This is a genomic window from Azovibrio sp. (genome assembly GCF_049658005.1).
Classification (GTDB): domain Bacteria; phylum Pseudomonadota; class Gammaproteobacteria; order Burkholderiales; family Rhodocyclaceae; genus Azovibrio.
Genome location: NZ_JBASOH010000028.1, coordinates 1 through 22,665 on the forward strand (window position 1 = coordinate 1; position 22,665 = coordinate 22,665).

General features: G+C 64.9%; 23 protein-coding genes and 1 riboswitch. Of the genes, 10 read left to right on the forward strand and 13 right to left on the reverse strand.

Features of this window, described 5'->3' with window-relative positions:
* Nucleotides 1-111 precede the first annotated feature (111 nt).
* Entirely contained in the window at nt 112-1,860 is a 1,749-nt protein-coding gene (locus WBH99_RS03000; RefSeq protein WP_424218628.1) for an ABC1 kinase family protein, read from the reverse strand.
* Nucleotides 1,860-2,561, reverse strand: coding sequence for a DUF6781 family protein (locus WBH99_RS03005; RefSeq protein WP_424218629.1), 702 nt, complete (start codon nt 2,559-2,561; stop codon nt 1,860-1,862). Before WBH99_RS03005 ends, WBH99_RS03000 begins: the two co-directional genes overlap by 1 nt.
* A gap of 130 nt (nt 2,562-2,691) precedes the next feature.
* On the opposite strand from WBH99_RS03005, the gene WBH99_RS03010 reads away from it, so the two are divergent.
* Nucleotides 2,692-2,937 (forward strand): hypothetical protein, encoded by a 246-nt coding sequence (locus tag WBH99_RS03010; RefSeq protein ID WP_424218630.1) that lies wholly within the window; start codon nt 2,692-2,694, stop codon nt 2,935-2,937.
* Between the two features lie 5 nt (nt 2,938-2,942).
* Here WBH99_RS03010 and WBH99_RS03015 read toward each other — a convergent pair whose 3' ends face one another.
* From WBH99_RS03015 to WBH99_RS03025, 3 genes are all read right to left on the reverse strand, one after another.
* The gene (locus tag WBH99_RS03015) at nt 2,943-3,524 is read right to left on the reverse strand and encodes a TMEM165/GDT1 family protein (protein WP_424218631.1); all 582 of its coding nucleotides are present in this window, start codon (nt 3,522-3,524) and stop codon (nt 2,943-2,945) included.
* Nucleotides 3,525-3,530: 6 nt separating this feature from the next.
* A riboswitch (yybP-ykoY riboswitch) is annotated at nt 3,531-3,739 on the reverse strand.
* Between the two features lie 109 nt (nt 3,740-3,848).
* Nucleotides 3,849-4,241 (reverse strand): Rap1a/Tai family immunity protein, encoded by a 393-nt coding sequence (locus WBH99_RS03020; RefSeq protein WP_424218632.1) that lies wholly within the window; start codon nt 4,239-4,241, stop codon nt 3,849-3,851.
* Nucleotides 4,242-4,256: 15 nt separating this feature from the next.
* Complete coding sequence (locus WBH99_RS03025) at nt 4,257-4,745, reverse strand: hypothetical protein (protein WP_424218633.1); 489 nt, start codon at nt 4,743-4,745, stop codon at nt 4,257-4,259.
* A gap of 52 nt (nt 4,746-4,797) precedes the next feature.
* Between WBH99_RS03025 and WBH99_RS03030 the strand changes: the two genes are divergently transcribed.
* The 5 genes from WBH99_RS03030 (at nt 4,798) to WBH99_RS03050 (ending at nt 8,784) form a co-directional block, all read left to right on the forward strand.
* Nucleotides 4,798-5,463 carry a pseudouridine synthase gene (locus tag WBH99_RS03030; RefSeq protein ID WP_424218634.1) on the forward strand — a complete coding sequence of 222 codons (666 nt, stop codon included), beginning with the start codon at nt 4,798-4,800 and terminating at the stop codon, nt 5,461-5,463.
* Nucleotides 5,464-5,653: 190 nt separating this feature from the next.
* On the forward strand, nt 5,654-6,094 hold the full coding sequence (locus WBH99_RS03035; RefSeq protein WP_424218635.1) for a DUF192 domain-containing protein: 441 nt from the start codon (nt 5,654-5,656) through the stop codon (nt 6,092-6,094).
* 50 nt (nt 6,095-6,144) lie between these two features.
* Nucleotides 6,145-6,690 carry a chorismate--pyruvate lyase family protein gene (locus WBH99_RS03040; RefSeq protein ID WP_424218636.1) on the forward strand — a complete coding sequence of 182 codons (546 nt, stop codon included), beginning with the start codon at nt 6,145-6,147 and terminating at the stop codon, nt 6,688-6,690.
* A gap of 126 nt (nt 6,691-6,816) precedes the next feature.
* Nucleotides 6,817-7,980: a UbiH/UbiF family hydroxylase gene (locus WBH99_RS03045; RefSeq protein ID WP_424218637.1), complete on the forward strand. Its 1,164-nt coding sequence runs from the start codon at nt 6,817-6,819 to the stop codon at nt 7,978-7,980.
* 102 nt (nt 7,981-8,082) lie between these two features.
* Nucleotides 8,083-8,784 (forward strand): DsbC family protein, encoded by a 702-nt coding sequence (locus tag WBH99_RS03050; RefSeq protein WP_424218638.1) that lies wholly within the window; start codon nt 8,083-8,085, stop codon nt 8,782-8,784.
* A 187-nt stretch (nt 8,785-8,971) separates the two neighbouring features.
* Here the strand turns inward: WBH99_RS03050 and WBH99_RS03055 are convergent, their stop codons facing one another.
* Entirely contained in the window at nt 8,972-11,881 is a 2,910-nt protein-coding gene (locus WBH99_RS03055) for a UvrD-helicase domain-containing protein (protein ID WP_424218639.1), read from the reverse strand.
* Nucleotides 11,882-12,150: 269 nt separating this feature from the next.
* On the reverse strand, nt 12,151-13,887 hold the full coding sequence (leuA, locus tag WBH99_RS03060) for a 2-isopropylmalate synthase (protein ID WP_424218640.1): 1,737 nt from the start codon (nt 13,885-13,887) through the stop codon (nt 12,151-12,153).
* A gap of 175 nt (nt 13,888-14,062) precedes the next feature.
* On the opposite strand from leuA, the gene WBH99_RS03065 reads away from it, so the two are divergent.
* Nucleotides 14,063-14,527 (forward strand): Lrp/AsnC family transcriptional regulator, encoded by a 465-nt coding sequence (locus WBH99_RS03065; RefSeq protein WP_424218641.1) that lies wholly within the window; start codon nt 14,063-14,065, stop codon nt 14,525-14,527.
* Nucleotides 14,528-14,763: 236 nt separating this feature from the next.
* Nucleotides 14,764-15,261, forward strand: a complete 498-nt coding sequence (locus WBH99_RS03070; protein WP_424218642.1) for a glycine zipper 2TM domain-containing protein — start codon at nt 14,764-14,766, stop codon at nt 15,259-15,261.
* Nucleotides 15,262-15,477: 216 nt separating this feature from the next.
* Here the strand turns inward: WBH99_RS03070 and WBH99_RS03075 are convergent, their stop codons facing one another.
* Together WBH99_RS03075 and WBH99_RS03080 are read right to left on the reverse strand one after the other, a co-directional pair.
* Nucleotides 15,478-16,860, reverse strand: coding sequence for a diguanylate cyclase domain-containing protein (locus tag WBH99_RS03075; protein ID WP_424218643.1), 1,383 nt, complete (start codon nt 16,858-16,860; stop codon nt 15,478-15,480).
* A gap of 399 nt (nt 16,861-17,259) precedes the next feature.
* Nucleotides 17,260-18,573: a murein transglycosylase A gene (locus WBH99_RS03080; protein WP_424218644.1), complete on the reverse strand. Its 1,314-nt coding sequence runs from the start codon at nt 18,571-18,573 to the stop codon at nt 17,260-17,262.
* Nucleotides 18,574-18,618: 45 nt separating this feature from the next.
* Here WBH99_RS03080 and WBH99_RS03085 point away from each other — a divergent pair, with 45 nt between their 5' ends.
* Together WBH99_RS03085 and WBH99_RS03090 are read left to right on the forward strand one after the other, a co-directional pair.
* Nucleotides 18,619-19,506: an ATP-binding protein gene (locus WBH99_RS03085; RefSeq protein WP_424218645.1), complete on the forward strand. Its 888-nt coding sequence runs from the start codon at nt 18,619-18,621 to the stop codon at nt 19,504-19,506.
* Entirely contained in the window at nt 19,503-20,459 is a 957-nt protein-coding gene (locus WBH99_RS03090) for a Nudix family hydrolase (protein WP_424218646.1), read from the forward strand. The genes WBH99_RS03085 and WBH99_RS03090 overlap by 4 nt, the downstream gene beginning before the upstream one ends.
* Nucleotides 20,460-20,497: 38 nt before the next feature.
* Here WBH99_RS03090 and WBH99_RS03095 read toward each other — a convergent pair whose 3' ends face one another.
* The 4 genes from WBH99_RS03095 to WBH99_RS03110 form a co-directional block, all read right to left on the reverse strand.
* Nucleotides 20,498-20,698, reverse strand: a complete 201-nt coding sequence (locus WBH99_RS03095) for a DNA gyrase inhibitor YacG (protein WP_424218647.1) — start codon at nt 20,696-20,698, stop codon at nt 20,498-20,500.
* Nucleotides 20,695-21,453, reverse strand: a complete 759-nt coding sequence (gene zapD, locus WBH99_RS03100; protein ID WP_424218648.1) for a cell division protein ZapD — start codon at nt 21,451-21,453, stop codon at nt 20,695-20,697. Before zapD ends, WBH99_RS03095 begins: the two co-directional genes overlap by 4 nt.
* Before the next feature lie 84 nt (nt 21,454-21,537).
* Nucleotides 21,538-22,152: a dephospho-CoA kinase gene (gene coaE, locus WBH99_RS03105; protein WP_424218649.1), complete on the reverse strand. Its 615-nt coding sequence runs from the start codon at nt 22,150-22,152 to the stop codon at nt 21,538-21,540.
* Nucleotides 22,149-22,665, reverse strand: a 517-nt coding sequence (locus WBH99_RS03110; protein ID WP_424218650.1) for an SPOR domain-containing protein, incomplete at its 5' end; no start/stop codon positions are given. The genes WBH99_RS03110 and coaE, both read right to left, overlap by 4 nt.

The window sequence follows — 22,665 nt, forward strand, 5'->3', positions numbered from 1 at the left end:
CCCGGCTGCCGCACCGCACCCGCACCCGCCATGCCAGGGCCGCCAGCAGGGTGAAGGCGAGCGCCAGCGCCAGTGCGATGAGCGGGTCTACGCCCAGGGCCTGCGGTCCGTTCATTCCTTGCCCCCACTGCGCCAGATCGACAGCAGCAGCCAGAGACTGCCGAAGGCGGCACTGGTAAAGCCGAGCAGGCCAAAAAAGGGCAGCCCCAGCAAGGTGGGGCCGCCGGGCACGGTCATGACGATGGACGAGCCGATGATGAGCGCCGCAATGACGATGCCGAGCACCAGCCGGTTGGCGGCGCTGTCGATCTGATTGCCGACGCGCTGCAAGTGCGCCACTTCGATGTGGATTTCCAGCCGCCCGCGCCGCGCCGCGCGCAGCAGCCGGGAGACATCCTGGGGCAGACCGGCCGCCAGCGACAGCGCCTCGCCGACCCCGCGCCAGCCACGCTGGAGAAGGGCCTTGGGAGAATGACGCGCACGCAGCGCCTGTTCCAGCAAAGGCATGGCTTCGCTGGCCATGTCGAAGTCGGGGTCGAGCTCGCGGCCCATGCCTTCGAGCGAGATGAAGGCCTTGATCAAGAGACTCAGATCGGGCGGCAAGGCCAGCTGGTGCTGCCGCAAGATGGCCACCAGATCGGCGAGCATGGCGCCAAGCCGGAGCTGCTTGAGCGCGACGCCATGGTACTGCTCCACGAAGGTCTGGATTTCCAGCACCAGGCTGTCTTCATCCCGGGCGCTGTCGCCGGTCCAGTCGAGCATCACGTCGGCGACGCGGCGCGGTTCCTGCTTGACCAAGCCCAGCAGCAGGCGCATCAACTGGTCGCGCCGCTCCTCGGTGAGCCGCCCGACCATGCCGAAGTCGATGAAGGCAATGCGGTTGCCGGGCAGGTAGAACACATTGCCGGGGTGCGGGTCGGCATGAAAAAAACCGTCCTCGACGATCATCTTCAGGACCGCATGCGCGCCGCGCCGAGCCAGGACCTTGCGGTCGAGCCCGGCCTGATCGACTTCCGCCAGCTTGCGCCCGGAAATGCCATCGATGAATTCCTGCACGCACACCCGCTCGCCGGTCCACTGCCAATAGACGCGGGGAATGACGATGATCGGGAGCGCCGGATGCGGTTCCGGCCTGACTTCGGCGGTCACGTCGCCGGCGGGCTCGTCCTGGTCGGTATAGCCGGAAAAATTCTCGGCAATGCGCTCGGCATTGCGGCATTCACCGGCGAAATCGAGTTCGCGGCGCAGCGACTGGGTGAACTGACGCACCACTTCCTGCGGGTGGAAACTGCGCAGATCCGGATTTTCTTTTTCGATGAGCTCCGCCAGCCTGGCGAGCCAGCGCAAGTCGGCCTCGATGACCGGCCGGATGCCGGGCCGGCGGACCTTGACCACCACCGCACTGCCGTCTTCGAGACGGGCGCGGTATACCTGGGCGATGGAGGCCGCGGCCAGCGGCTCGAAATCGAAGGCGGTGAACACCGCCTCGGGCGGCGCGCCCAGGTCTTCACACAGCTGCTGATGGACGTCGGCCCAGGGCGCGGCGGGCGTGCTGTCCTGCAGCTTGCCGAATTCGGTGATCCATTCCGGTTCGAACAGATCGATGCGGGTGGCCAGCATCTGGCCGAGCTTGACGAAAGTCGGCCCCAATTCTTCCATCGCCCGGCGCACCCGCGCCGGCGGTTCAAGCTGCGCCAGTTCCTGCGCTTCGTTCCAGTGCAGCGCCCGCCCGGTCCGCTCCAGCAGGTTCGCCAGCCCCATCCGGCGCACCATGTCGCCGAAGCCGTAGCGGATCAGGATCGAGGCGATGTCGTGCAGGCGGCCGAGGTCACGCACGGCCGTCACGGCCTGCCACAGCATCAGTCGCCCTTGTCTTTGGTATGGCCAGGCCTGATGCGAGCGGCCACGCCAGTGAGCACGCCAGCTGCGATTTGACGCAGCAGGTCGGAAGTGGCCTGCGCCAGGTGCAGTCCGGTCGCGACCTGGGTGCGGCCTGCGGCTTCGAGCTGTTGCACGATGACGGGCACAGTTTCTTTCAGTTGCCGGCCCACCGCAGAACCATGAATGCGGATATGCGTCACGATGTCGCTGAAAATTTCGTGTGCGACATCCTTGACGCCCGAGGCCGAGGCTTGCAGGGTTTCGAGCAACATCGCTTCCAGGCTTTCCAGGTCGGAGCGCGCGCGCGAGAGGTCTTCCCTGGAAAAGGTCTGCGCCCGGGACGCCGCTTCTTCCAGCGCCAGTCTGGAGGCTTCGGCCAGCTGCGCCAACGCCGCGTCCAGCCCGGCGACAGCCTGTTTGATCTGTGCCCGGGCGCGGTCGGTTTGTGCCGCGGAGTGCTGCAGTTCCTTTTGCACACCGGCCCGCGCGCCGTTCAGCACGGCACCCATGATCTGCCGCAGGGATTCGATATCGAACGAGTGCGTACCGATCTTGCGCAAGGTGAGCTGCCGCACAGTCTCCTGCACATCGTGCCCGCGTTCGACGGCGCTACACACCTCGGCTTCGAGCGCCGCAATGTCGTTGGCAACGTTCAGGGTGTTGTCTGTTTCGTCTTGCATGATGAGGGTCCTCAAAAAAAGAGAGCATGAAGGGTACGGTGACAGGATGCTGCCATGCACTGCGGTAGTGCAACTTTTTTTCTGTTTTTCTGTAACTCCGTGCAGCCGCGAGGGCAGTTTGCGGCGGTCGATGCCATGCTGGCAAGCCGGGATGGAGTTTGCCGCGCCGCCCTTTCGCGTCGCATTCTGCCAGAAGCGCGGCAACGAGGCGCCGGCAAAAAGCGGTGCCAGGAAAGAGGGCAGCAGCCCGGGAACACCGCTCGAATTCGCACTCGATGCGTTCGATGCCACTGGGTTCAAGACTCTGGGTTCAAGACACTGGGTGCTGCGCGGCATGAAGCGCCTGGCGGTGCAGCGCCAGGAAGGGGCAGGTTGATCAGCTCAACCGGCCAGGGCCGGCAACTGCTCGCTGAACAGCACATAGCCCCCCAGCACGGCGAAGATCAGGGCGGCAATGCCATGCACCAGCTTCACCGGCATTTTCGCCGCCATCCGGTCACCAATCAGCACGGCGGGGACATTGGCGATCATCATCCCGAACGTCGTCCCCGCCACCACCGCAAAAAGACTGGCGTACCGGGCGGCCAGGGCCACGGTCGCGACCTGGGTCTTGTCGCCCATTTCAGCCAGAAAGAAGGCAATCAGGGTGGTCCAGAAAACGCCGAAGCGGGGCGAGACGCTGGACGTTTCATCGTCCAGCTTGTCGGGAACCAGCATCCAGCCGGCCATGAGGATGAAGGAAATGCCCAGCACCCAGCGCAAGGTATCGGGGCCCATCAGGTGGGTGAGCCAGCTCCCCACGGCGCCGGCCAGGGCATGATTGGCCAGGGTGGCCACGAGGATGCCGACGATGATGGGCCAGGGCTTTTTGTAGCGCGCGGCAAGCAGGAAGGACAGTAGCTGAGTCTTGTCGCCGATTTCGGCGAGGGCCACGATACCGGTGGCGATGAGGAAGGCGTCCATGGTCTTGAGTGCTCCGGGCCGGGAAAAATACCCATGACCACGCCACTCCCCGGCCCAGCAAAGGTGCGCGATCAAAGGTCTTGCCAAGAAGGTCTTGCCAAGAAGGTCTTGCCAAGTCGGAACCGCCTGCACCATGCCCCCGGCGGTGCGGCGGCAAGTCTGTTGATGCAGGCCCACGGCGCGAGGCGTGGCGGCTACTCCCCAATGAGGGGGCGGATTCTACGGGATTTTGCGGCGCGGCAAAAGGCCCGACCCCTGCCCACCCCCTGCCCGGGCGGCCGCCTGTTCCTTGCCGCCTGTTCCTTGCCGCCTGTTCCTTGCCGCCTATTCCTTGCAGCTGAAGGCCTTGCTGAAGGCCCCCGCCACTACATGGGCGGCGGGCACCGTGCTGTTGGCGGGAAACGGCGGCTGCCGGTCCAGGTAGGCCAGCACGGCCCGCACCAGGCGCACCCGCGCTTCGATCTCCCGGGGCGGGCAGAACGCATCGATGCGCACCCCCACCTTTTCGGCCAGGCGGTCGGCGATGTCGTAGCCATCAAGAAAACCATCCAGATAATTGAGACAACGGCTGCTTTTGACGGAATGGAAGATGTCCGTGCTTTTTTGCCCGGTGAGCAGGATTTCCGCGGCCAGACAATCCTCCTGCAGTTCCGGGCCGGTATAGGCATGAGCCAGCAGGGGCAGGGCACACAACAGGCCAAGCAGAAATTTGCGCATGGGAATCTCCGGGAATCAGTTGCCAGTAGTGAAACGGAAAGGGACGGCGAGGGTGCCGCCCGGCGCCTCGATCAGAAACGAGACCTGCCAGTTCATGGCCCCGGTCACGCAGATGGGCAGATTGCCCTGGCCGGCGAACTGGCCCGGCGCGGTCGGTTTCAGGCGGATCTGGTTGAACCCCATATCCATCTCCACGCCGGAAAAATCCACCTGCACGCCGGTCGCCGCGAGTCCGCCCAGCCGGGCCTGGATCTGCAGGGGTTTCAGGACGGGGATCGGGCGGGGGGCGATTTCAACCTGTAACACTCCCTTGCCGGGCAGACGGACGCTGCAGGCTCCCCGGTTCAGGTCGCAGGTCGAGACCGGCAGGGTCTGGTCCCGGGACGGCAGCCGCTGCGGCCCCAGCCACAGGCCCAGGCCCAGCAGGGATGCCAGGGCCAGGCCCAGGAGCAGGTGGGTGCGGGTGCGTTTTTCCAAGGTCGAGGCGGGCCGAAAAAGGAGCATTTTACCCCCTCGCCGCCGGGGACGCTGCGCCAGAAATGCTATCCTCGCCGCCATGAATTTTGCCCGCTCACCCCGCCCGGCCCGTAAAACACCGCCCCGTCCGGCTGCGGACGACATCGGCACCGGACCGTCCCGGCTGATCTGCTTCAACAAGCCCTACGGGGTGTTGAGCCAGTTCACCCCGGAAGGCCGCTGGCAGGGGCTCGAGGATTTCATCCACATCCCCGGCGTGTATGTGGCGGGCCGGCTGGATGCAGATAGCGAAGGCTTGCTGCTGCTCACCGACAACGGCAAGCTCCAGGCCCGCATTGCCGACCCCAGGTTCAAACTGGAAAAAACCTACTGGGTGCAGGTCGAAGGCGTGCCGGATGAAGCGGCCCTAAAAGCCCTGCGCCAGGGCGTGCCACTCAAGGATGGCCCCAGCCGTCCGGCCCGGGCCCGGCACCTCGACCCCCCGCCCGGACTGTGGGAACGCCAGCCGCCGGTGCGTTTTCGCCAGGCCATTCCCACCACCTGGATCGAACTTGCCATCCGCGAAGGCCGTAACCGCCAGGTGCGGCGCATGACCGCCGCCGTGGGTTTTCCCACCCTGCGCCTGATCCGCGCCGCCATCGGCCCCTACACCCTCGCCGGACTGGCACCGGGGGAGTGGCGCGAGCTCAGGGGCCAGCCCCAGGACCTGCTGCCCTTTCCCCCTCATGATTCCGAGCCCTTATAATTCCGGAAAAAAATCCTGGAAAAAACAGTTTCACCGCCTCGGCGCCAGGGTCGCCCAAGGTAATCAAGGGTAGCCCGCCTCCCCCACCCAGGGAAGAAAGCTGCGCTTCGAGCCCGGGGTGGCAACAACTTTTTGCGACAATTTTCGTCTGTCCGCCTTTGCGATGTGGTTTCAAAGAGAATTCCCGCCCATGAAAATACTACGCCTTGCCACCTTGCTGCTCGGCCTTGCCAGCAGCGCCGCCGCCCTGGCCCAGATGCCGCGCATGGAGCTGACCGCCGGCTTCCACCGCATCGAAGCCGAGGTCGCCGCCACCCAGGCCGACCGGATGCAGGGCCTGATGCAACGCCGCAACCTGGGCCCCAACCAGGGCATGCTGTTTATCTTCCCCCAGGCCCAGCGCCACTGCATGTGGATGAAAAACACCGTGCTGCCGCTCTCCGTGGCCTTCCTGGACGAGGAGGGCAGGATCCTCAACATCCGCGACATGCAGCCCCAGACCGAGAACAACCACTGCGCCGATGCCCCGGCCCGCTTTGCCCTGGAGATGAACCAGGGCTGGTTTGCCGCCAAGGGCATCAAGCCCGGCATGGGCATCGGTGGGCTGCAGCGCGCTCCCGCCGCCCGATGACGGGTTTGCCGCACAGGCAATGGCGGCACAACCTTGCGGGCCGGCCGGCCATGCGCACCTGGCTCACGGCACGGGATTCCCTCACCGCCCGGCTCAGGGCCTGTTGCCTGCATTTTGAAGTGCGCTGCCTGAGCCAGCGCCTGGAAGCCCTGGGCCCCGAGGAAGCCGCCTGCCTGCACCTCCGCCCCGGCCGCCTCGCCTGGGTACGGGAAGTGCTGCTGCTCACCGACGGCAGCCCTGCCATCTTTGCCCATACCGTCATGGCACGCCAGCCCCGCCATCCCTTCGATCTGCGCTTTTCCGCCCTGGGGGAGCGTTCCCTGGGCAGCCTGCTGTTCTCTGACCCGGGCATTGCCCGGGGCCCGCTGGAATTCCTGCGGCTTGACCGGCGCCACCCCCTGTTTCAGCGGGCCCAAACCGCGCTCGCCCCCCTGCCCGCCCGACTCTGGGCGCGCCGTTCCCTTTTTGGTCGCCAGGCCAAGGGAGTGCTGGTCACCGAACTGTTCCTGCCCTCGATCCTGAGCCTCGATCTTGAGCATCAACCCCCGCCCTCAGACGGCTTGAGCGCAGGAATCAGGCCATCCGCTCCTCCATGATGCCGCCCATGCCCTGGTCCCGCCGGGCAGGGGCAGGAATGGCACGCCAGGGCCAACCCCGGGAAATGACTTCGAGCCCGCTCCGCGCCTTGCCCTTTGCCGCCCCTGGGAGCACAATCCCGCGCCATGCAGCAATTTGACCTGATCATCGTCGGCGGCGGTCTGGCCGGTGCCAGCCTCGCCGTCGCCTTGCGCGAAAGCCGCCTCAGAATCGCTCTGGTGGAAACCTGTGCCCCCCAGCCTCCCGAGGGCTGGGATGCGCGCATCTACGCCATCAGCCCCGCCAATGCGGAATACCTGCAACGCATCGGCGCCTGGGAGCACCTGGACCGGGAGCGCATGGCCCCGATCCGGGCCATGGAAGTGTTTGGCGACCAAGGCGGCAGGCTCGCTTTCAGCGCCTATGAAACCGGCGTGGCCGAACTGGGCTGGATCCTGGAATCCTCGCTGATGGCCCGTGAGCTCTGGGAAAGCGTCAAGCGCCAGGCCAATGTCACCCGTTTCTGCCCGGCCCGTCCGGCCCGCCTGGAATTTCGCCACGATGCCGCCGTGCTCACCCTGGAGGAGGGTGCCGTCCTCTCTGCCCGCCTGCTGGCCGGGGCCGACGGCCGGGATTCCTGGGTGCGCCGCCAGGCCGGCCTGGAAGCGCACATCACCCCTTATGAGGAAAAGGGGGTGGTCGCCAATTTCGCCACGGAGAAACCGCACCGGGGCATTGCCTACCAGTGGTTTCGCGCCGACGGCGTGCTTGCCTACCTGCCCCTGCCCGGCCGGCGCATGTCGATCGTCTGGTCCACCCCGGATGCCCAGGCGGACGAGCTGTGCGCCCTCCCCCCCGCCGCCCTGGCCGAGCGGGTGGCCGCGGCCGGGGGCGAGATGCTGGGCCGCCTAGAAACCCTCACCCCTGCCGCCGCCTTTGCCCTGCGCCTCATCCGGGTGCCCCGCACGGTGGCGCCCCGGCTCGCCCTGCTCGGCGATGCGGCCCACGGCATCCACCCCCTGTCCGGCCACGGCATCAACCTCGGCTTTCAGGATGCCAAGGTGCTCGCCGGGCTGCTCGCCGGCGCCCAGCCCTGGCAGGACATCGGCGAGGAACGCTTCTTGCAGCGCTACCAGCGGGCACGCCAAGAGGAAACCCGCCTCATGCAGGGCACGACCGATGCCCTGCGCCGCCTGTTCCGGGCCAATCTCCCCGGCCTTGCCCCGCTGAGAAACCTCGGCCTGTCCCTGACCGACAGGCTCGCCCCCCTCAAAAGCCAGCTGGTGCGCTACGCCCTGGGCGCCTTCTGAGCCTGAGACATACAAGCCTGAGACATACAAGCCTGAGACATACAAGCCTGAGACATACACGCCACAGGCCCGGCCTTGCCCCCATCACCCCAAGGAGCTTCAATGTTCAAGCCATTACTTCCCCTGGTCCTGGCCGCCGGCCTGGCCTTACCCGCCCTGGCCCAGGAGGCCAACGTCAAGAAAGCCATCGAGGCCAAGCTCGGCGCCCCGGTCACGAGCGTCACCAAGGCCGGTTACCTGGGGCTCTATGAAGTCTATTTCGACGGCCAGATCCTCTACACGGACGAGAAGGTCAGCGCCATCCTGGCCGGCAACCTGATTGACGCCAAGACCATGACCAGCGTCACCGAAGAACGGATGAAGAAGCTGAACGCCATCAAGTTCTCCGACCTGCCCCTGAATCAGGCCATCAAGCAGGTGAAGGGCAATGGCAAGCGGGTCCTGGTCACCTTCGAGGACCCCAACTGCGGCTACTGCAAGCGTCTGGCCAAGGATCTGGCCAAGCTGGACAACATCACCCTCTACACCTTCCTCTACCCCATCCTGTCCGAGGATTCCATCAAGAAATCCCGCCAGATCTGGTGCGCCGCCGACCAGGCCAAGGCCTGGAACGACTGGATGCTCAAGGGCAAGGTCCCCGCGGGCAAGGAGGATTGCGACACCACCGCCATCATCAACAACCAGGAATTCGGCCAGAAACTGCGCATCACCGGCACCCCCACCCTCTTTTTTGCCGACGGCGAGCGGGTCGGCGGTGCCATCCCCATGGCCCGCATCGAACAGAAGCTGAACAGCATCAAGTAGGGCGCCCGCCGCCCCGCAAGGGAAGAACCGGGTTCGGGATGAGCCCTCGTTCCGGGCATGGCGCCTGACGGCGGATACGTTCGATTCCACAGGCCGGGGCCGCCTTGCCCAGCCATGGGGGCGCCGGGCTTATCCGGCCTGCGCCTCGCGCTACGCCCCGCTTCTGCCTGGCCTCCCGTCCGGCGATTCAGCGTGTTCTGGCGGCGGTGGCGGTGGTGGCGGCGGCGGCGGCGGCGGCGGCGGCGCGGAGTCGGGCTTCATTTTCGGCCAGCACGCGCTCGTAAATGAGCGGGGTGCCGCGCTGGGGGCGTCCGCCCAGTTCGTACAGCCCGTCCAGTTCGAACTGGGCTTGCATGCTGGAAAACTCATTGACCAGAGCAATGTTCAGCACATCGAGCACCGGTTGCCAGCCGGCGTCATCGCCTTGGACGCGCCGCACCAGGAGTCGCGGATTGAACTGATAGCCCCCCCGGGTCAGGCGCTTGAACAGGCCGCGGTTGTAGGCGTAATCACGGTCCACCTCGTTGCGCGACAGCACCTGGCTGATGGCGCTGCGCTTACGCCGGGCGGCAGAGACGATGCTGGTCGGCAACGTGGCCCAGTAGGCTTCCAGCGTGGCGGCGTCGAACAGGCCGGGGTACCGGGTGTTGCAGGTGAAGACATGTTTGAACAGCATCCAGCAGCTTTGCATCAGGAAGTATTCCGACTGATGCTTGTCGATGCGCACCAGGCGCTCGCCGTTATTGACGTCGATGCAGGATGGGGCGAGCCGCTCGTAGAGCGGGCCGATGGATTTCCTGGCGAAGGTTTCGTCGCGCAGAGCCGAACCCAGGGCCCAGTGCAGGGCATTGAGGCCAAAGTGATCGGTGCTCTCGCGATTGGCGCCGCGTTCGAGCAGGGCTTCCACCAAGGCCACGTTGCCGGCCGCCGCCGCGGCCATGAGCGGGGTCATGTTCATCGGCAGGCGATGCTCGATGCCGTGCTTGTCGCATTGGCGCAGGATGTCGTTGAAGTGGCGGTTGTGATAATTCTGGTAAGAGCGGCGCCCCAGCGTTGCCCGCTGCTTGCTGAAGTTTTGCGCCGGGGCAAAGGCCTCGTAGCGATGCAGGCTCTGGGCAAGGCTGGGTAGATCGTGACAGCAGGCGATTTCGAGCAGTTGCTGCTGTTGCTTGCTACCCGGTTTGCGCTCGCGGAACACCTGCACCAGCAATTCACGCGTCTTCGCTTCGTCAAAGACCGGCCAGGGCACCGGCGTTTCCTTGAGGATGTTCTGACGAATGGCGTCGGCCTGCTCCTGCTTGCCTTGCAGTTCGAGTTTGCGCGCTTCCTTCTGCCAGTCTTCAATCGACGACTGCCTGGCTTCCACCTTGATCTGCTCTGCGGTCGACAGCGTCAAAAGGTCAAAGATCGGGTGGCGGGTGTCGCTTTCGATCAGATAGATATTCTTGATCGCCCGGGTCAGCGCCACATACAGGGCATTGACGTAGAACTTGTAGATTTCCAGCGATTTGTCCTGCTTGTCACGCGCCCGGCGGTATTCCAGATCATTTTGTTCCAGCGCCGCAGCCTCGACACCGTCGGCAATGTCGCTGAATTCGCTGCGATGGTCGGAAACGAAACGATAGAGGACGATGTTTTCGTATTCCAGGCCCTTGGCTTCGTGGATGGAAAAGAGCAGCGGCGTGGCGAAGTGCTGGCGCGCCTCGGCCTTGTCTTCGTCGCGCATGACCAGCACGGCAAACTGGGTCGATTGGCGGATCTGCTGGTCGAGCGACTTTTTGATGGCTTCCTTGTCGGCCAGCAGGCTGACCTGGCCGGCCTCGCCGCCGACGGCTTCGACCAGATAATTGCTTTCACGGTCGATGGAGCCAAAGCGCTGATGCTTGATCTTCAACAGCCGGTTGGCGATGCGCGTGGCTTCCTGACCATTGCGAAAGTTGGCCGAGAGCACGCGCAAGGACTGTTGCTCGGCAAGCTGCGCATCCTGCCAGAACAGCGATTTCACCTGGGCCCAGGAGAAGAAATTGGGGTGCACGATCTGGTTGGAATCGCCGCAAAGCAGGAAATGGCCGGGCTTTTTCAGGGTTTTCAGCACCAGCGCCAGTTGCACCGGGGTGATGTCCTGCACCTCATCGATGACGACGAAGTCATAGCGCGGCGCGGCCCGCGCCAGATATGACTGGGCGACGAGATTGAGGTCGTAGCGGCCGTTTTCCTGCAGCCAGGCGCGGTATTTTTCGAACAGATCATACAGGGCATCGCGCTGGGCTTCGGCAAAGATGCTCTGGCGCACGCCCAGCTGACGATAGGATTCGCGCGTATGCACGCCGCTGGCCGCTGCCGTGATGACGCCGCGAATTTCCTCGAACGCCGGGTGCGCATCGATGCCTTTGAAACGCTGGCGCAGACGCTCGAACCAGCCGGAAAATTCGCGCCAGTTGATTTCGCGCCCGGCCGGCACCTGGATGGATTCGACAAATTCGCGGTAGGAGAGAAAGACGGCCTCCTGCCCCGGATGGTCAAAGCCATGGGCGTAATACAGATCGCGCGCGCTCTGGGCCAGGAAGGCGGAATGGGTGACATAAAGCACCTCGCCCTCGGCGTGCTTGAGTTTTTCCAGAGTCAGCGCCGTCTTGCCGCTGCCGGCGCTGCCAATGATGATCAAGGGCGGCGGGGTGCGGTAGATGGCCTCTTGCGCGTCATCAAAGGAAATCGGCTTGTCGAGCAGATGCACCGTGCCATGCTCGGGGTGCAGATAGCGCATCGGCTGGGCCTCGGCCTGCGCAGCACCGAGGCTGACATCGACGATCAGCTTTTCGTCGACATGGGCGCCGCGCAGGAAGCGGGATTTGTCGTAATCGTGGTTTTCGATCACTTCCAGCATCAGGGCGCAGACTTCGTCCTGATGGCGCACCAACGTAAATAGCAGGCGGTTGGCATCGTCCAGGCGGGCGCGGTAGAACTTGCCATGACTGAGATTGGCGAGTTTCTTGACCTGGGCAGCAGCAAAGTCGCCCTTGGCAAGGGCGTCGACCACTTTGCGATAGGTTTTGCTGACGCGCTGGGTGTTGAGGGCGTCGTATTCGAGAATACGCATGATGCCAACCAGATTCGGGAAGCTGCCAAGGATAAGGCCTGGATGCCGGACCTGCCAAACCGCTCGATGATGCCCCGGCGATCGGCGCATGAAAATGGCCAAAGCAGATCCAGAAAACCGTGCCCATGACCCCTCCGGGTGATGGGCACGGTCAGCCGCTCAGCTACGGGCCAGGATTCCTACGGGCCAGGATTCCTACGGGCCAGGATTCCTACGGCCAGGCATCCTACGGCCAGGATTCCTGCGACCAGGCCTCCTACGACCAGGCCTCATGCCGCCGCCGGCCGGGGTTCAGCCCCGGCCGGGCCCGCCATGCCGCGATCGATGCTCCGATCGATGCCGTGGTTGATGCCGCTGATCAGGGCCTTGAGCGAGGCAGTGACGATGTTGCCGTCCATGCCCACGCCGTAACACTCGCCGCCGGCCCCGGCCACCTCCATGAAGGCGCAGGCCCGGGCCTCGCCCGCGGCGCCGCTGGGCCCCATGGCCCGCTCCTCGAAACTGCGCACCTGGACCTGGAAGCCCGCCCCCTGCAGGGCATGTACCGCCGCGTCGATGGGGCCGTTGCCCTCGCCGCGGAGCAGATGCGGCCGCCCTTCGATGTCGACCGCCAGACGGATGCCCTGCCTTTGCCCCTCGGTAAAGAGCTGATGCTCGCGGTAGCGCAGCGGCGCCTCCGTCTCGAGATAGGTGCGGGAAAAGAGGGCCCAGAGGTCGGCGGCGCTCATTTCCCCGCCGTGGCTATCGGTATGGCGCTGCACGACCGCGGAAAACTCGACCTGCAGGCGGCGCGGCATCACCACCCCGTAGCCGGATTCGAGCAGGTAGGCGATGCCCCCCTTGCCCGACTGACTGTTTACCCGGATCAACGAGTCGTAGTTGCGCCCGACATCGGCCGGATCGATGGGAAGGTAGGGCACTTTCCAGGGCATTTCCCCTTGATCGCCGGCGGCCTTTTGCGCCGCAAACCCCTTCTTGATGGCATCCTGGTGGGAGCCGGAGAAGGCCGTAAACACGAGATCCCCGACGTAAGGGTGGCGCGGGTGGATGGGCAACTGGGTGCAATCCTCGACCGTGCGGGCCACGGCGTTGATGTCGGAAAAATCAAGGCCGGGCTCGATCCCCTGGGTGTAGAGATTGAGGGCGAGGGTGACGAGATCAACATTGCCGGTGCGCTCGCCGTGACCGAACAGGCAGCCCTCCACCCGGTCGGCCCCGGCCATGAGGCCGAGTTCGGCGGCCGCGACGGCGGTGCCCCGGTCGTTGTGGGGATGCAGGCTGAGGAGGATGCTCTCGCGCCGGGCGAGGTGCCGGTGCATCCATTCGATCTGGTCTGCATACACATTGGGTGTGGCCATCTCCACCGTGGCGGGGAGATTGAGGATCACCCGGCGCTCCGGCGTGGCGCCCCAGGCCGCCGTGACGGCATCGCACACTTCCAGGGCGAAATCGAGCTCGGTGGCGCTGAAGGTCTCGGGGCTGTACTGGAGCACCACCTCGGTCTCCGGCATGGCCTCGGCCAGGTCGCGGATGAGGCGCACCGCTTCTACCGCCATGTCCACCACCTCTGCCTTACTCATGCCGAACACCTGCTTGCGAAAGGGTTCGGAGGTGGCGTTATACACATGCACGATGGCCCGGCGGGCGCCGCGGATGGCCTCGAAGCTGCGCCGGATCAAATGCTCCCGGGCCTGGGTGAGCACCTCGATGGTCACATCCTCGGGAATATGCTCGCCTTCGATGAGTGCCCGCACGAAGTCGAAGTCGGTCTGGGAGGCGGCAGGAAAGGCCACCTCGATTTCCTTGAAGCCGATGGCGCAGAGCATCTCGAACATGCGCATCTTCTTTTCCTTGTCCATCGGCTCGAAGAGGGACTGGTTGCCATCGCGCAGATCGGTGCTCATCCAGATCGGCGCCTGGGTGATGCTGCGGCTGGGCCACCGGCGATCCTCAAGGGGTACCGGCGGAAAGGGGGCGTATTTGCTGGCGGCAGGCATGGACTTCATGGCGGTCTCCCGGAAAACGTTGCGATGAAGAGCATGGTAAGGAAAAAAGAGGGGCATTTTCTTGCGTATTGCATCGACAATAGCGTCGTTTGCGCAATAAAATTGCGAAAAACCCACAAAACCTGGAATCTCCGCAAGCCGCGCCCCATCACACCCCATCACACCCCAGCACGCCATGAAACTCGACCGCTACGACCGCCAGATCCTCCAGCTCCTGCAGGAAGATGGCCGCATCAGCAACCAGGACCTCGCCGAGCGCATCGGCCTTTCCCCCTCGCCCTGCCTGCGCCGCGTCAAGGCCCTGGAAGAAGCCGGGCTGATCCGCGGCTACCGGGCTCTTCTCGATGCCCGCAAGCTGGGACTCAGCCTGATGGCCCTGATCCACATTTCCATGGATCGCCACACCCCCGAACGCTTCGAGAATTTCGAGAAGGAAATCCAGGGCATCCCGGAAATCATCGAATGCCTGCTCATCACCGGCCAGGACGCGGACTACCAGTTGAAGGCCGTGGTGCGCGACATGGATGGCTACCAGGAACTCTTGCTCAACCGCATCACCCGCATTCCCGGCGTCACCGGCGTCCATTCCAGCTTCGTGCTGCGCCGGGTGGTGGACGAGACCGCCCTGCCCATTGCCTGAATCCCCCCGACAACACTTCGTTACAAACCGGCAAGGAAGGCCGACAGACAGAAGGGGGCGCCGGGCGTAAAGTGCAAACCGTTGTGTTACCCCCTTCTCTCGATCCCCCCCTTTCGAGATTCAATCCCCGCTACCGACATGGCGGGGATTTTTTTGGCTGCGGTAAGCTCGAACGACGAGTGGTGCGTTAAAAGCTCATCAGGACTCATCACCTCATGAAACAGGATGGACCGACCATGAAACTGCTGCACACCCTTCCCCTCATCCTCACTGCTTGCATCAGCAGCGCCGCCCTTGCCGGTGGCTACTGGCAAGAGGAGCGCTACGATAGCCACTACGATAGCCACTACGATAGCCATCGCGTCCAGCCCCGGCGCCATCATCATGGCCGGCAGGTCGAATACATCGTCGTGGAGCGCCCGGTCTACCGCGCCCCCCGGGTCGTCTATCGGGAACCGATGGTCGTCTACCGGGAACCCGTGACGGTCTATCTCGACCGCCCTGATGGTTACGCTGATGGTTACGCTGATGTCTACCAAACCCGGCGCCGACAGCATCATCCCGGCTACTCCCGTCACCAGGACGGCATGAGCACCGGCACCGGCCAGATCCTGGGAGCCGTGGCGGGCGGCGTCATCGGCAGCCGCTTCGGCCAGGGCAACGGCCGCCTTGCCACCACGGCAATCGGCGCCGTTCTGGGAGGAGTGGTGGGTGGCGAACTGGCCCGCGACTGAATCCCTGCCATCGCCCCTCGCCCCTCAGCCCACCCCTCAGACCGCCCCTGCAAAACTCCCGCAGGCCCACTCCGGCGCCGCGGCACGGGACTGATCGAAGCCGTTCTGAAGCCATTTTCCGATCTCGATACGGTGACGCTCGCCCCGCCGCGCCAGCCTCGGGCTACCGTTACTCGCCGCCACCCCGATACGGTGACACTCCCCCCGCCGCGCGGTCTACCGTGCTGCCACGGGGGGCTGCCCGGCCTTGCGCACCGACTTGTCGGCGTACATGTTCTGGTCGGCGGCGGTTATCAGCTGATGGACGGTTTCGCCGTCTTCCGGAAAGTGCGACAGGCCGATGGAAGCGCCGACGGCCAGCGTCAGGTCGCCGACGTAGACGGGCTCTTCCACCGCCTGGCGCAAGCGAGTCACCAATTGCGCGAGCGGTTCGTCGCTGCCCTCTTCCACCAGCAATACAAATTCATCGCCGCCCCAGCGGGCCAGGGTGTCGCTGGCCCGGATGGCACGCAGCAGGCGGCCGGCAAGCACCTGGAGCAGATGGTCGCCCATGCGGTGGCCATAGGTGTCGTTGATGTCCTTGAAACCATCCAGGTCGATGAACAGCACGCCCAGGCGGCCTCCGGGTGTCCGCTTGACGCGCTCCAGGGCGAGGTGGATGCGGTCGTCGAACAGGCGGCGGTTGGGCAAGCCGGTGAGGCTGTCGGCGAGGGCGAGTTGCGCCATCTCGACACGGTGACGAAGGAACATGAAGGTGGCGATGCTGACCAGGACGGCCACCGTCCAGCCCAGGAACCGGAGTATCCACAGCAGGTTGCTGCTGCCGGAACGGACCGGAAGTACACCGTAGATCCAGGTGCCGTTGGGAACTTCGGCGGCGAGCTGGAGGCAGGCCGGGTCGTCGAACAGCCCGGCACGGCCATGAAGTACCCGGCCGCCGGGTCCCCCGGCCGAGCCGTCGCGGATCGCAAACTCGAAGCGCTTGTCGGTCATGTCGCGAAACGCGGCCCGAAACAGCAGGTCGGTGTCGATGACCGTAGACAGCAAGCCCCAGTATTCGCCCTTGACGAGAACCGGCGCGCGATAGATGAAACCGCTGCCGCCTTGCACCAGATCGATGGGGCCGGCCAGGGCGCCCTTGCGCGAGTTGATGACTTTTTCCACCACCGGCCATTGTCCGGGATGCTGCCGGTAGTTGATGCCAATGGCTTTTTCGTTGCCCTTCAGGGGGTAGACGTAAGTCAGGATTTCGCCAACGGCGATGCCGAGGTTGCGGATCAGGCCGGAATTCTTGTGCAATTCGCCGAGGATGGACTGGATTTCAGCCCGGTCCAGGCTGTCGTGGCGGACCGCCAGATAGGCGGAAAGCCCGCTGGAGAGGTAAATGATGGTATTGAGCTCCCGATCCACCCGGGCGCGCAGGCCGCTGCCATAGGCGATGGCGTCAAGCCGGGTACTGGCGTCCAGTTCCTGGCGTTGCAGGCCGAGCCCCAGCTCGGTGATGGCGCCCACGGCGAAGAGCGCGAGAAGGGCAATCAGACGGGCGAACAGCACCGTTTGCTGGAATTTCCAAAGCCGGTCATTGAAGGGGGCACGCATGGGCTGCAACTCATTGTGGTCGTTTCAATCGATGTTCACACTCTGGACAAGGCTCGATCAGCCTAACCCTGCGCCGAAATTCCGCACTAACAAATCCTCATGGCCCAACGGCGACCCAAGCGCCCCCGGAGTCAAGACCGAAAATGTTCAGCTGGATCTGCACATTCGACTCGCAACTAGGCGGCGCTGCGGCTGCGATCCCCATGGCGCGAGGGGATTCTGTTTCGACGACAGGACGAGACGAAAAGGTGATCCGGAGGTAGGTCCGGGAGCAGGAAAAACCAGCTGCACGAAATAGGCAAGGGTGGCGACGGTAAATCATGGCCAATGCGGTGCGGCGCGCACCGATTGGGCTCCTGTCTCGATTGTGGGGCTCCTGTCTCACCTGTCTCACCTGTCTCACCTGGGGGCCGCCTCGGGGGGCAGCAGCACCCACATCCGCCCCTTTTGCTTCATCCGTCCAGCCAGTTCGCCGGCTTCCTTGCCAAAGCCCCAGAAAACATCGGCCCGCACCCCGCCCTTGATGGCTCCGCCGGTATCCTGGGCGAGCATCAGCCGGTTCAAGGGCTCGCTGCTGTTGGGCCGGGTGGTGGCGAGCCAGACGGGCGCCCCCAGGGGAATGTAGCGCGGGTCGACGGCTATGCTGCGTTCCGGGGTGAGCGGCACCCCCAGGGCGCCGATCGGGCCGCCCTCGGTATTGGGCAGCTCCCGGAAGAAGACATAGCTCGGATTCTGGTTGAGCAGAGCCTGCAACTGGTCCGGATGGGCCCGGGCCCAGGCCTGGATGCCCTGCATCGAAGCCTCCTCCAGCTTTAGCTCGCCCCGCTCCACCAGCAGCCGGCCGATGGACTGATAGGGGTGGCCGTTCTGGTCGGCATAGCCCAGGCGCACCCGGCTGCCATCGGGCAGTTGCACCCGGCCCGAGCCCTGGATCTGGAGGAAGAAGAATTCCACCGGGTCTTGCACCCAAAGGAGGATCTTGCCCGGCCACTGGCCGGTGCGGCGCGCCTCGATCTCGGTCCGGCTCCAGTAGGGCAGCACCTTGTTGCCCTCCAGCCGGCCGCGCAGGCGGCGATGCTTGAGCTCGGGATAGACATCGCCCAGCTCGATGCTGAGCATGTCCGCGGGAACGCCCAGCACCGGGGTGGCATTGCGGGCATCCTTGGTCCTGCTGCCCAGGATCAGAGGTTCGTAATAGCCGGTGATCATGCCTTCGCTGCGGCCATCGCCCTCCACCACCGCGTAAGGGGTGAAATAGGTTTCATAGAAACGGCGGACGGCCTCACCCTCCTGGCCATCCACCGCGCGCGCCAGCTCACAGACCCGGGCCCAGGCCGCCCCACCGGCCCGGCGGGAGAGCCCCCGGCAGGATTCCTGGAAGGCGCCCCAGCTGGCCGCCACATTGTCTTTTTGCCAATCCGGCAGATCGGCCCAGGTCGCCGCTTCCAGCCGGGGCGGCAATTCCACCACCGGGGCGGTCACCGCCGGGCAGACCGGGGCGGGAGGACAGACGGGGCAAACCGGGCAGGCCTGGGGCGCCACCGGTTTTTCCTGGCCAGGCGGTTTTTCCTGGCTGAGCGCTGCAGGCCCGGCCTCCGCCGCCTTTTCCCAGGAGAGATGCGCGTTACAGGCAGTGAGCAGAACCAGCAGCAGCGGGGCAAGCCGGGACAGGTGACGGATGGGGAACCAGAAGAGGGATTGGCTTTTTTGCATGGTTTTGGCTAGATTCAGAACTTTCCGACAAGTATACCCTCTGCCATGCCCACCTCCTCCCCACTGGAAAATCTGCTGGCCCGGGCCGAATCGGTCCTGACCCGTTTTGAAGCCCTGCTGCCGGCCCCGCAGCAGGAACCGGACTGGTCCCTGGTGTTTGCCTGCCGCTGGCGCCGCCTCAAAGGCCCGGCGGGACGGGGCCAGTTGCTGCCGGTGCGGCAGGTCCATCCGATCCGCCTGGCCGACCTGACCGGCATCGACGACCAGAAACAACGCATTACCGCCAACACCCGCCAGTTCGTGGCAGGAAAACCCGCCAACAACGTGCTGCTCACGGGCAGCCGCGGCTCGGGCAAGTCTTCCCTGGTCAAGGCTCTGCTCAATGAATTCTTTCCCCAGGGGCTGCGCCTGATCGAGGTGGACAAGGACGAGCTCACGGATCTGCCCGAAATCGTGGACCGCATCGCCGGCCGGCCGGAAAAATTCATCCTCTTTTGCGACGATCTCTCCTTCGAGGCCGGCGAGCATGCCTACAAGGCCCTCAAATCCGTGCTCGACGGTTCCATCGCCGCGCCGCCGGAGAACGTGCTGATCTACGCTACCTCGAACCGGCGCCACCTGATGCCTGAATTTTTCTCGGAAAACCTGGAAACCACCCGGGAGGACGGGGAAATCCACCCGGGCGAGGCGATCGAGGAGAAGATCTCCCTTTCCGAGCGCTTTGGCCTCTGGATTTCCTTCTACCCCTTCGACCAGGATGGCTACCTCGAGATCGTCGCCCACTGGATGCAGTCCTTCGGCTTTTCCCGGCAGGAGATCGCCGCCGCGCGCGGCGAGGCGCTCAACTGGGCACTTGCCCGGGGCTCCCGCAGTGGCCGGGTGGCCTGGCAGTTTGCCCGCGACTACGCCGGCCGGGCGGCCGAAAAAAAATGAGTACGCCCGAGGTTCCCATCACTCAGGTGGCGGCCGCCGTGATGCTGAGCCGGGACGGCCAGGAATTCATGCTGGCCTGCCGCCCGGAAGGCAAGGTCTATGCAGGCTACTGGGAATTCCCCGGCGGCAAGGTGGAAGCGGGCGAGACCGTGCGCCAGGCCCTGGTGCGGGAACTCGAGGAAGAACTGGGCATCACCGTGACAAAGGCCAGCCCCTGGCTGCAGCGGCACTTCGTCTATCCCCATGCCCATGTGCAGATCCACTTCTGGCGGGTCACCGGCTGGGAGGGTGAAATCGGCATCAGCGCCCCGCTCGAACACAGCGCCGTGGCCTGGCAGCCTCTGGGCGGCCCGAACCGGGTGGCGCCCCTGCTGCCTGCCAACGCCCCCATCCTGAAGGCGCTCTCCCTGCCCTGCCAGATGATCATCAGCCAGGCCGCGACCCGGGGGGTGGAGCAGGAATTGCAGCGTCTGGAGCAAGCCCTGAACCAAGGCTTGCGGCTGATCCAGCTACGCGACCGGGAGCTTCCCCCGGCCGAACGCCTGTGGTTCGCCGAGGCCCTGATGCATCTGGCCCGCCCCCGCCAGGCCCTGGTGCTGGTCAGCGAAGATGAAACCCTGGCCCGCCGTATCGGTGCTGCTGGATTGCACCTCAGCAGTGCCGGGCTCAAGGCCCGCACGACCCGGCCGGATTTCGAGTGGGTCGGCGCCTCCTGCCATGACGCGGCAGAACTCGCGCAGGCCGAAGCCCTGGGACTCGATTACGCCCTGCTCGGGCCGGTGCTGCCCACGGCCAGCCACCCCGGCGGCGCCATACTGGGCTGGGCGGGATTCGCCCAGCGGGTACAAGAGAGCGCCTTGCCGGTATTCGCCCTCGGCGGGCAGACACAAGATCGGCTCGCAACAGCCCAGGCGCACGGCGCCCACGGCATCGCCATGTTGCGCGGCTGGTGAAAGCAAGGTAACCGCGGCACGGCAACCGCGCCATGGCCTCAGCCGTTCTGGTCGGTGGAATCAATGCTGCCCTGATCCGGTTCCTGAACGGGTACCTTGTAGGATTCATCCGCCCAGCTGCCCAGGTCGATCAGCTTGCAGCGTTCGGAACAAAAGGGGCGCCATTTGTTCTCGGGGCGCCATTCGGACAGGGTGCCGCACTGAGGGCAGGGCACCTGACGATAGGGAGTCTGGCTCACAGGTTGCAGAAGGTCAGATCAAAGGGAACATCCCGGTCGCAGGCCTTGGCCTTGATTTCCATTTCCGGGGGAAGGGTGAAGCGGATGTTGAGGACGTAACGGTTGGCGCTGACTTCGGGCACGGCATGTTCCCCTTCCGCCAAGGAAATGCGCACCATCTGGGCTGCGGTTCCTCCCAGCATGCGCTGGAACTGTCCATGCGCCGCGGTCAGGCTTTCACGCCGGCCACTGGAGCGCAACAGGCGCAGGATGATGATCAGCGCATCGCGCACGGGCAACATGGAGCGGGTCCAGGAAGCCAGGGCATGGCTGCGGAACTGGGCCGACTGGTGCAGCCAGTAATGGTAGGAAGGCAGATCGAATTCGCACACCCCGCCGGGGATGGCCACCCGGCTCTTGATGCCCATCAGCCAGTCGTTGTCGCGCAGGGTCTGGCCGAACTTGCCGCTCAGGGCCAGGAGGGCGGCGGAGGCCTGCTCGATCTCATAGAGGGCGCCGGACAGGGCCGCCTCGGAAATGTCGGGATTGTTGCGAAAGCCGAGCAGCGTTTGCCGCTGCCGTTCAAGCTCCTGGATCATGTCCATCTTCAGGTCGGCGCGCCCCGCCACTTCCAGGATTTCAAACAGGGTCACGAGGGCGACATGGTTCTCCGCCGGACCGTCCATCCGGGTGAAATAAGCGACCTTTTCGAAGAGGTCCTCCAGGCGCAACAGGGTGCGTATGCGCTCATTGAAGGGATATTCGTAGGTGATCACGCCGCCGCCATGAAATGGAATTTTTAATATTCTGAATCAGTTAGGTGCAAATCTCAACCTAATCCTTTAAGGAAAATAAAATATTCAGGCGCCGGCCTTGCAACGGGCCATGAGCTGATAGCGCCGGTGCAGTTCCGCCACGGGCTCCAGGAGATCCTCAGGCCGGCCGCTGTTGTCGAGCACGTCGTCCGCCAGCGCCAGGCGTGCCGCACGGCTGGCCTGGGCCGCCATGATCGCGTCCACTTCCTCACCCGATAGCCCGTTGCGCGCCATGACCCGCTCCCGTTGCAGGGCTTCAGGGCAATCGACGACGAGGATGCGGTCGAGGCGATGGGATTTTCCGCCGGTTTCCACCAGCAAGGGAATGGCGAGCAGGACGTAAGGCGTGGCGAGGGCCGCGATGCCTGCCTCGGCCAGTTTTTGGATCTTGGGGTGCAAGATCGCCTCCAGGCGGCGGCGCGCCTCGGGATCGGCAAACACCCGCCGGCGCATGGCGGCCCGGTCGAGGCTGCCATCGGCGGCCAGGATGCCCGTGCCAAAGCGGGCCACGATGGCCGGCATGGCTTCCCCTCCGGGCCCCGTGAGCTGGCGGGCGAGCCGATCCGTATCGACCAGCCCCGCTCCCAGGCGCACGAAGGCATCCGCCACCGTGCTCTTGCCGCTGCCGATGCCGCCGGTCAGGCCAACCACGAAACTCACGGACAATCCCTGACCACACTACCGGCCGGCAGCGCCTTGCGCAAAGCGGCCAGATCGCTGTCGCTGCCCTTCAGCTCCAGCAACCGCCGGGCACCTTCGAGACTGCGCTGCCCCACCCGGGCACTGCGCACCCCCTGCCCCCGCAACTGCTCCAGACGCCGCTGGGCAGCCTCTTCACGGGAAAAAATGCCCAGGGAGATGGCATATTTCTGGGGGCCTTCATTGACGACAAAGAATTCCGCCACCCCGAGCCGCTGCAGTTCGCCCGCTTTCTTCTCGGCGCCCTTCTTGTCGGCCTGCGGTGGCAGGAACACCCACCAGCCCCCCTCGCTGCGTTGGCTGACCGCCAGATTGGCCGCGCTGGCCTGGGCGGCCAGGCGAGCCGCCTCGTCTTCCTTCAGGCCGGTCAGCAGCAAGCAGGCCTGGGCAGCCTCGGCGCTTGCCGGCTTGGCAGGCACGGATTCGGGAACGGGGTCAGGCTTTTTTTCAGGAGGCGGCGCGGCCGGTCTGGCC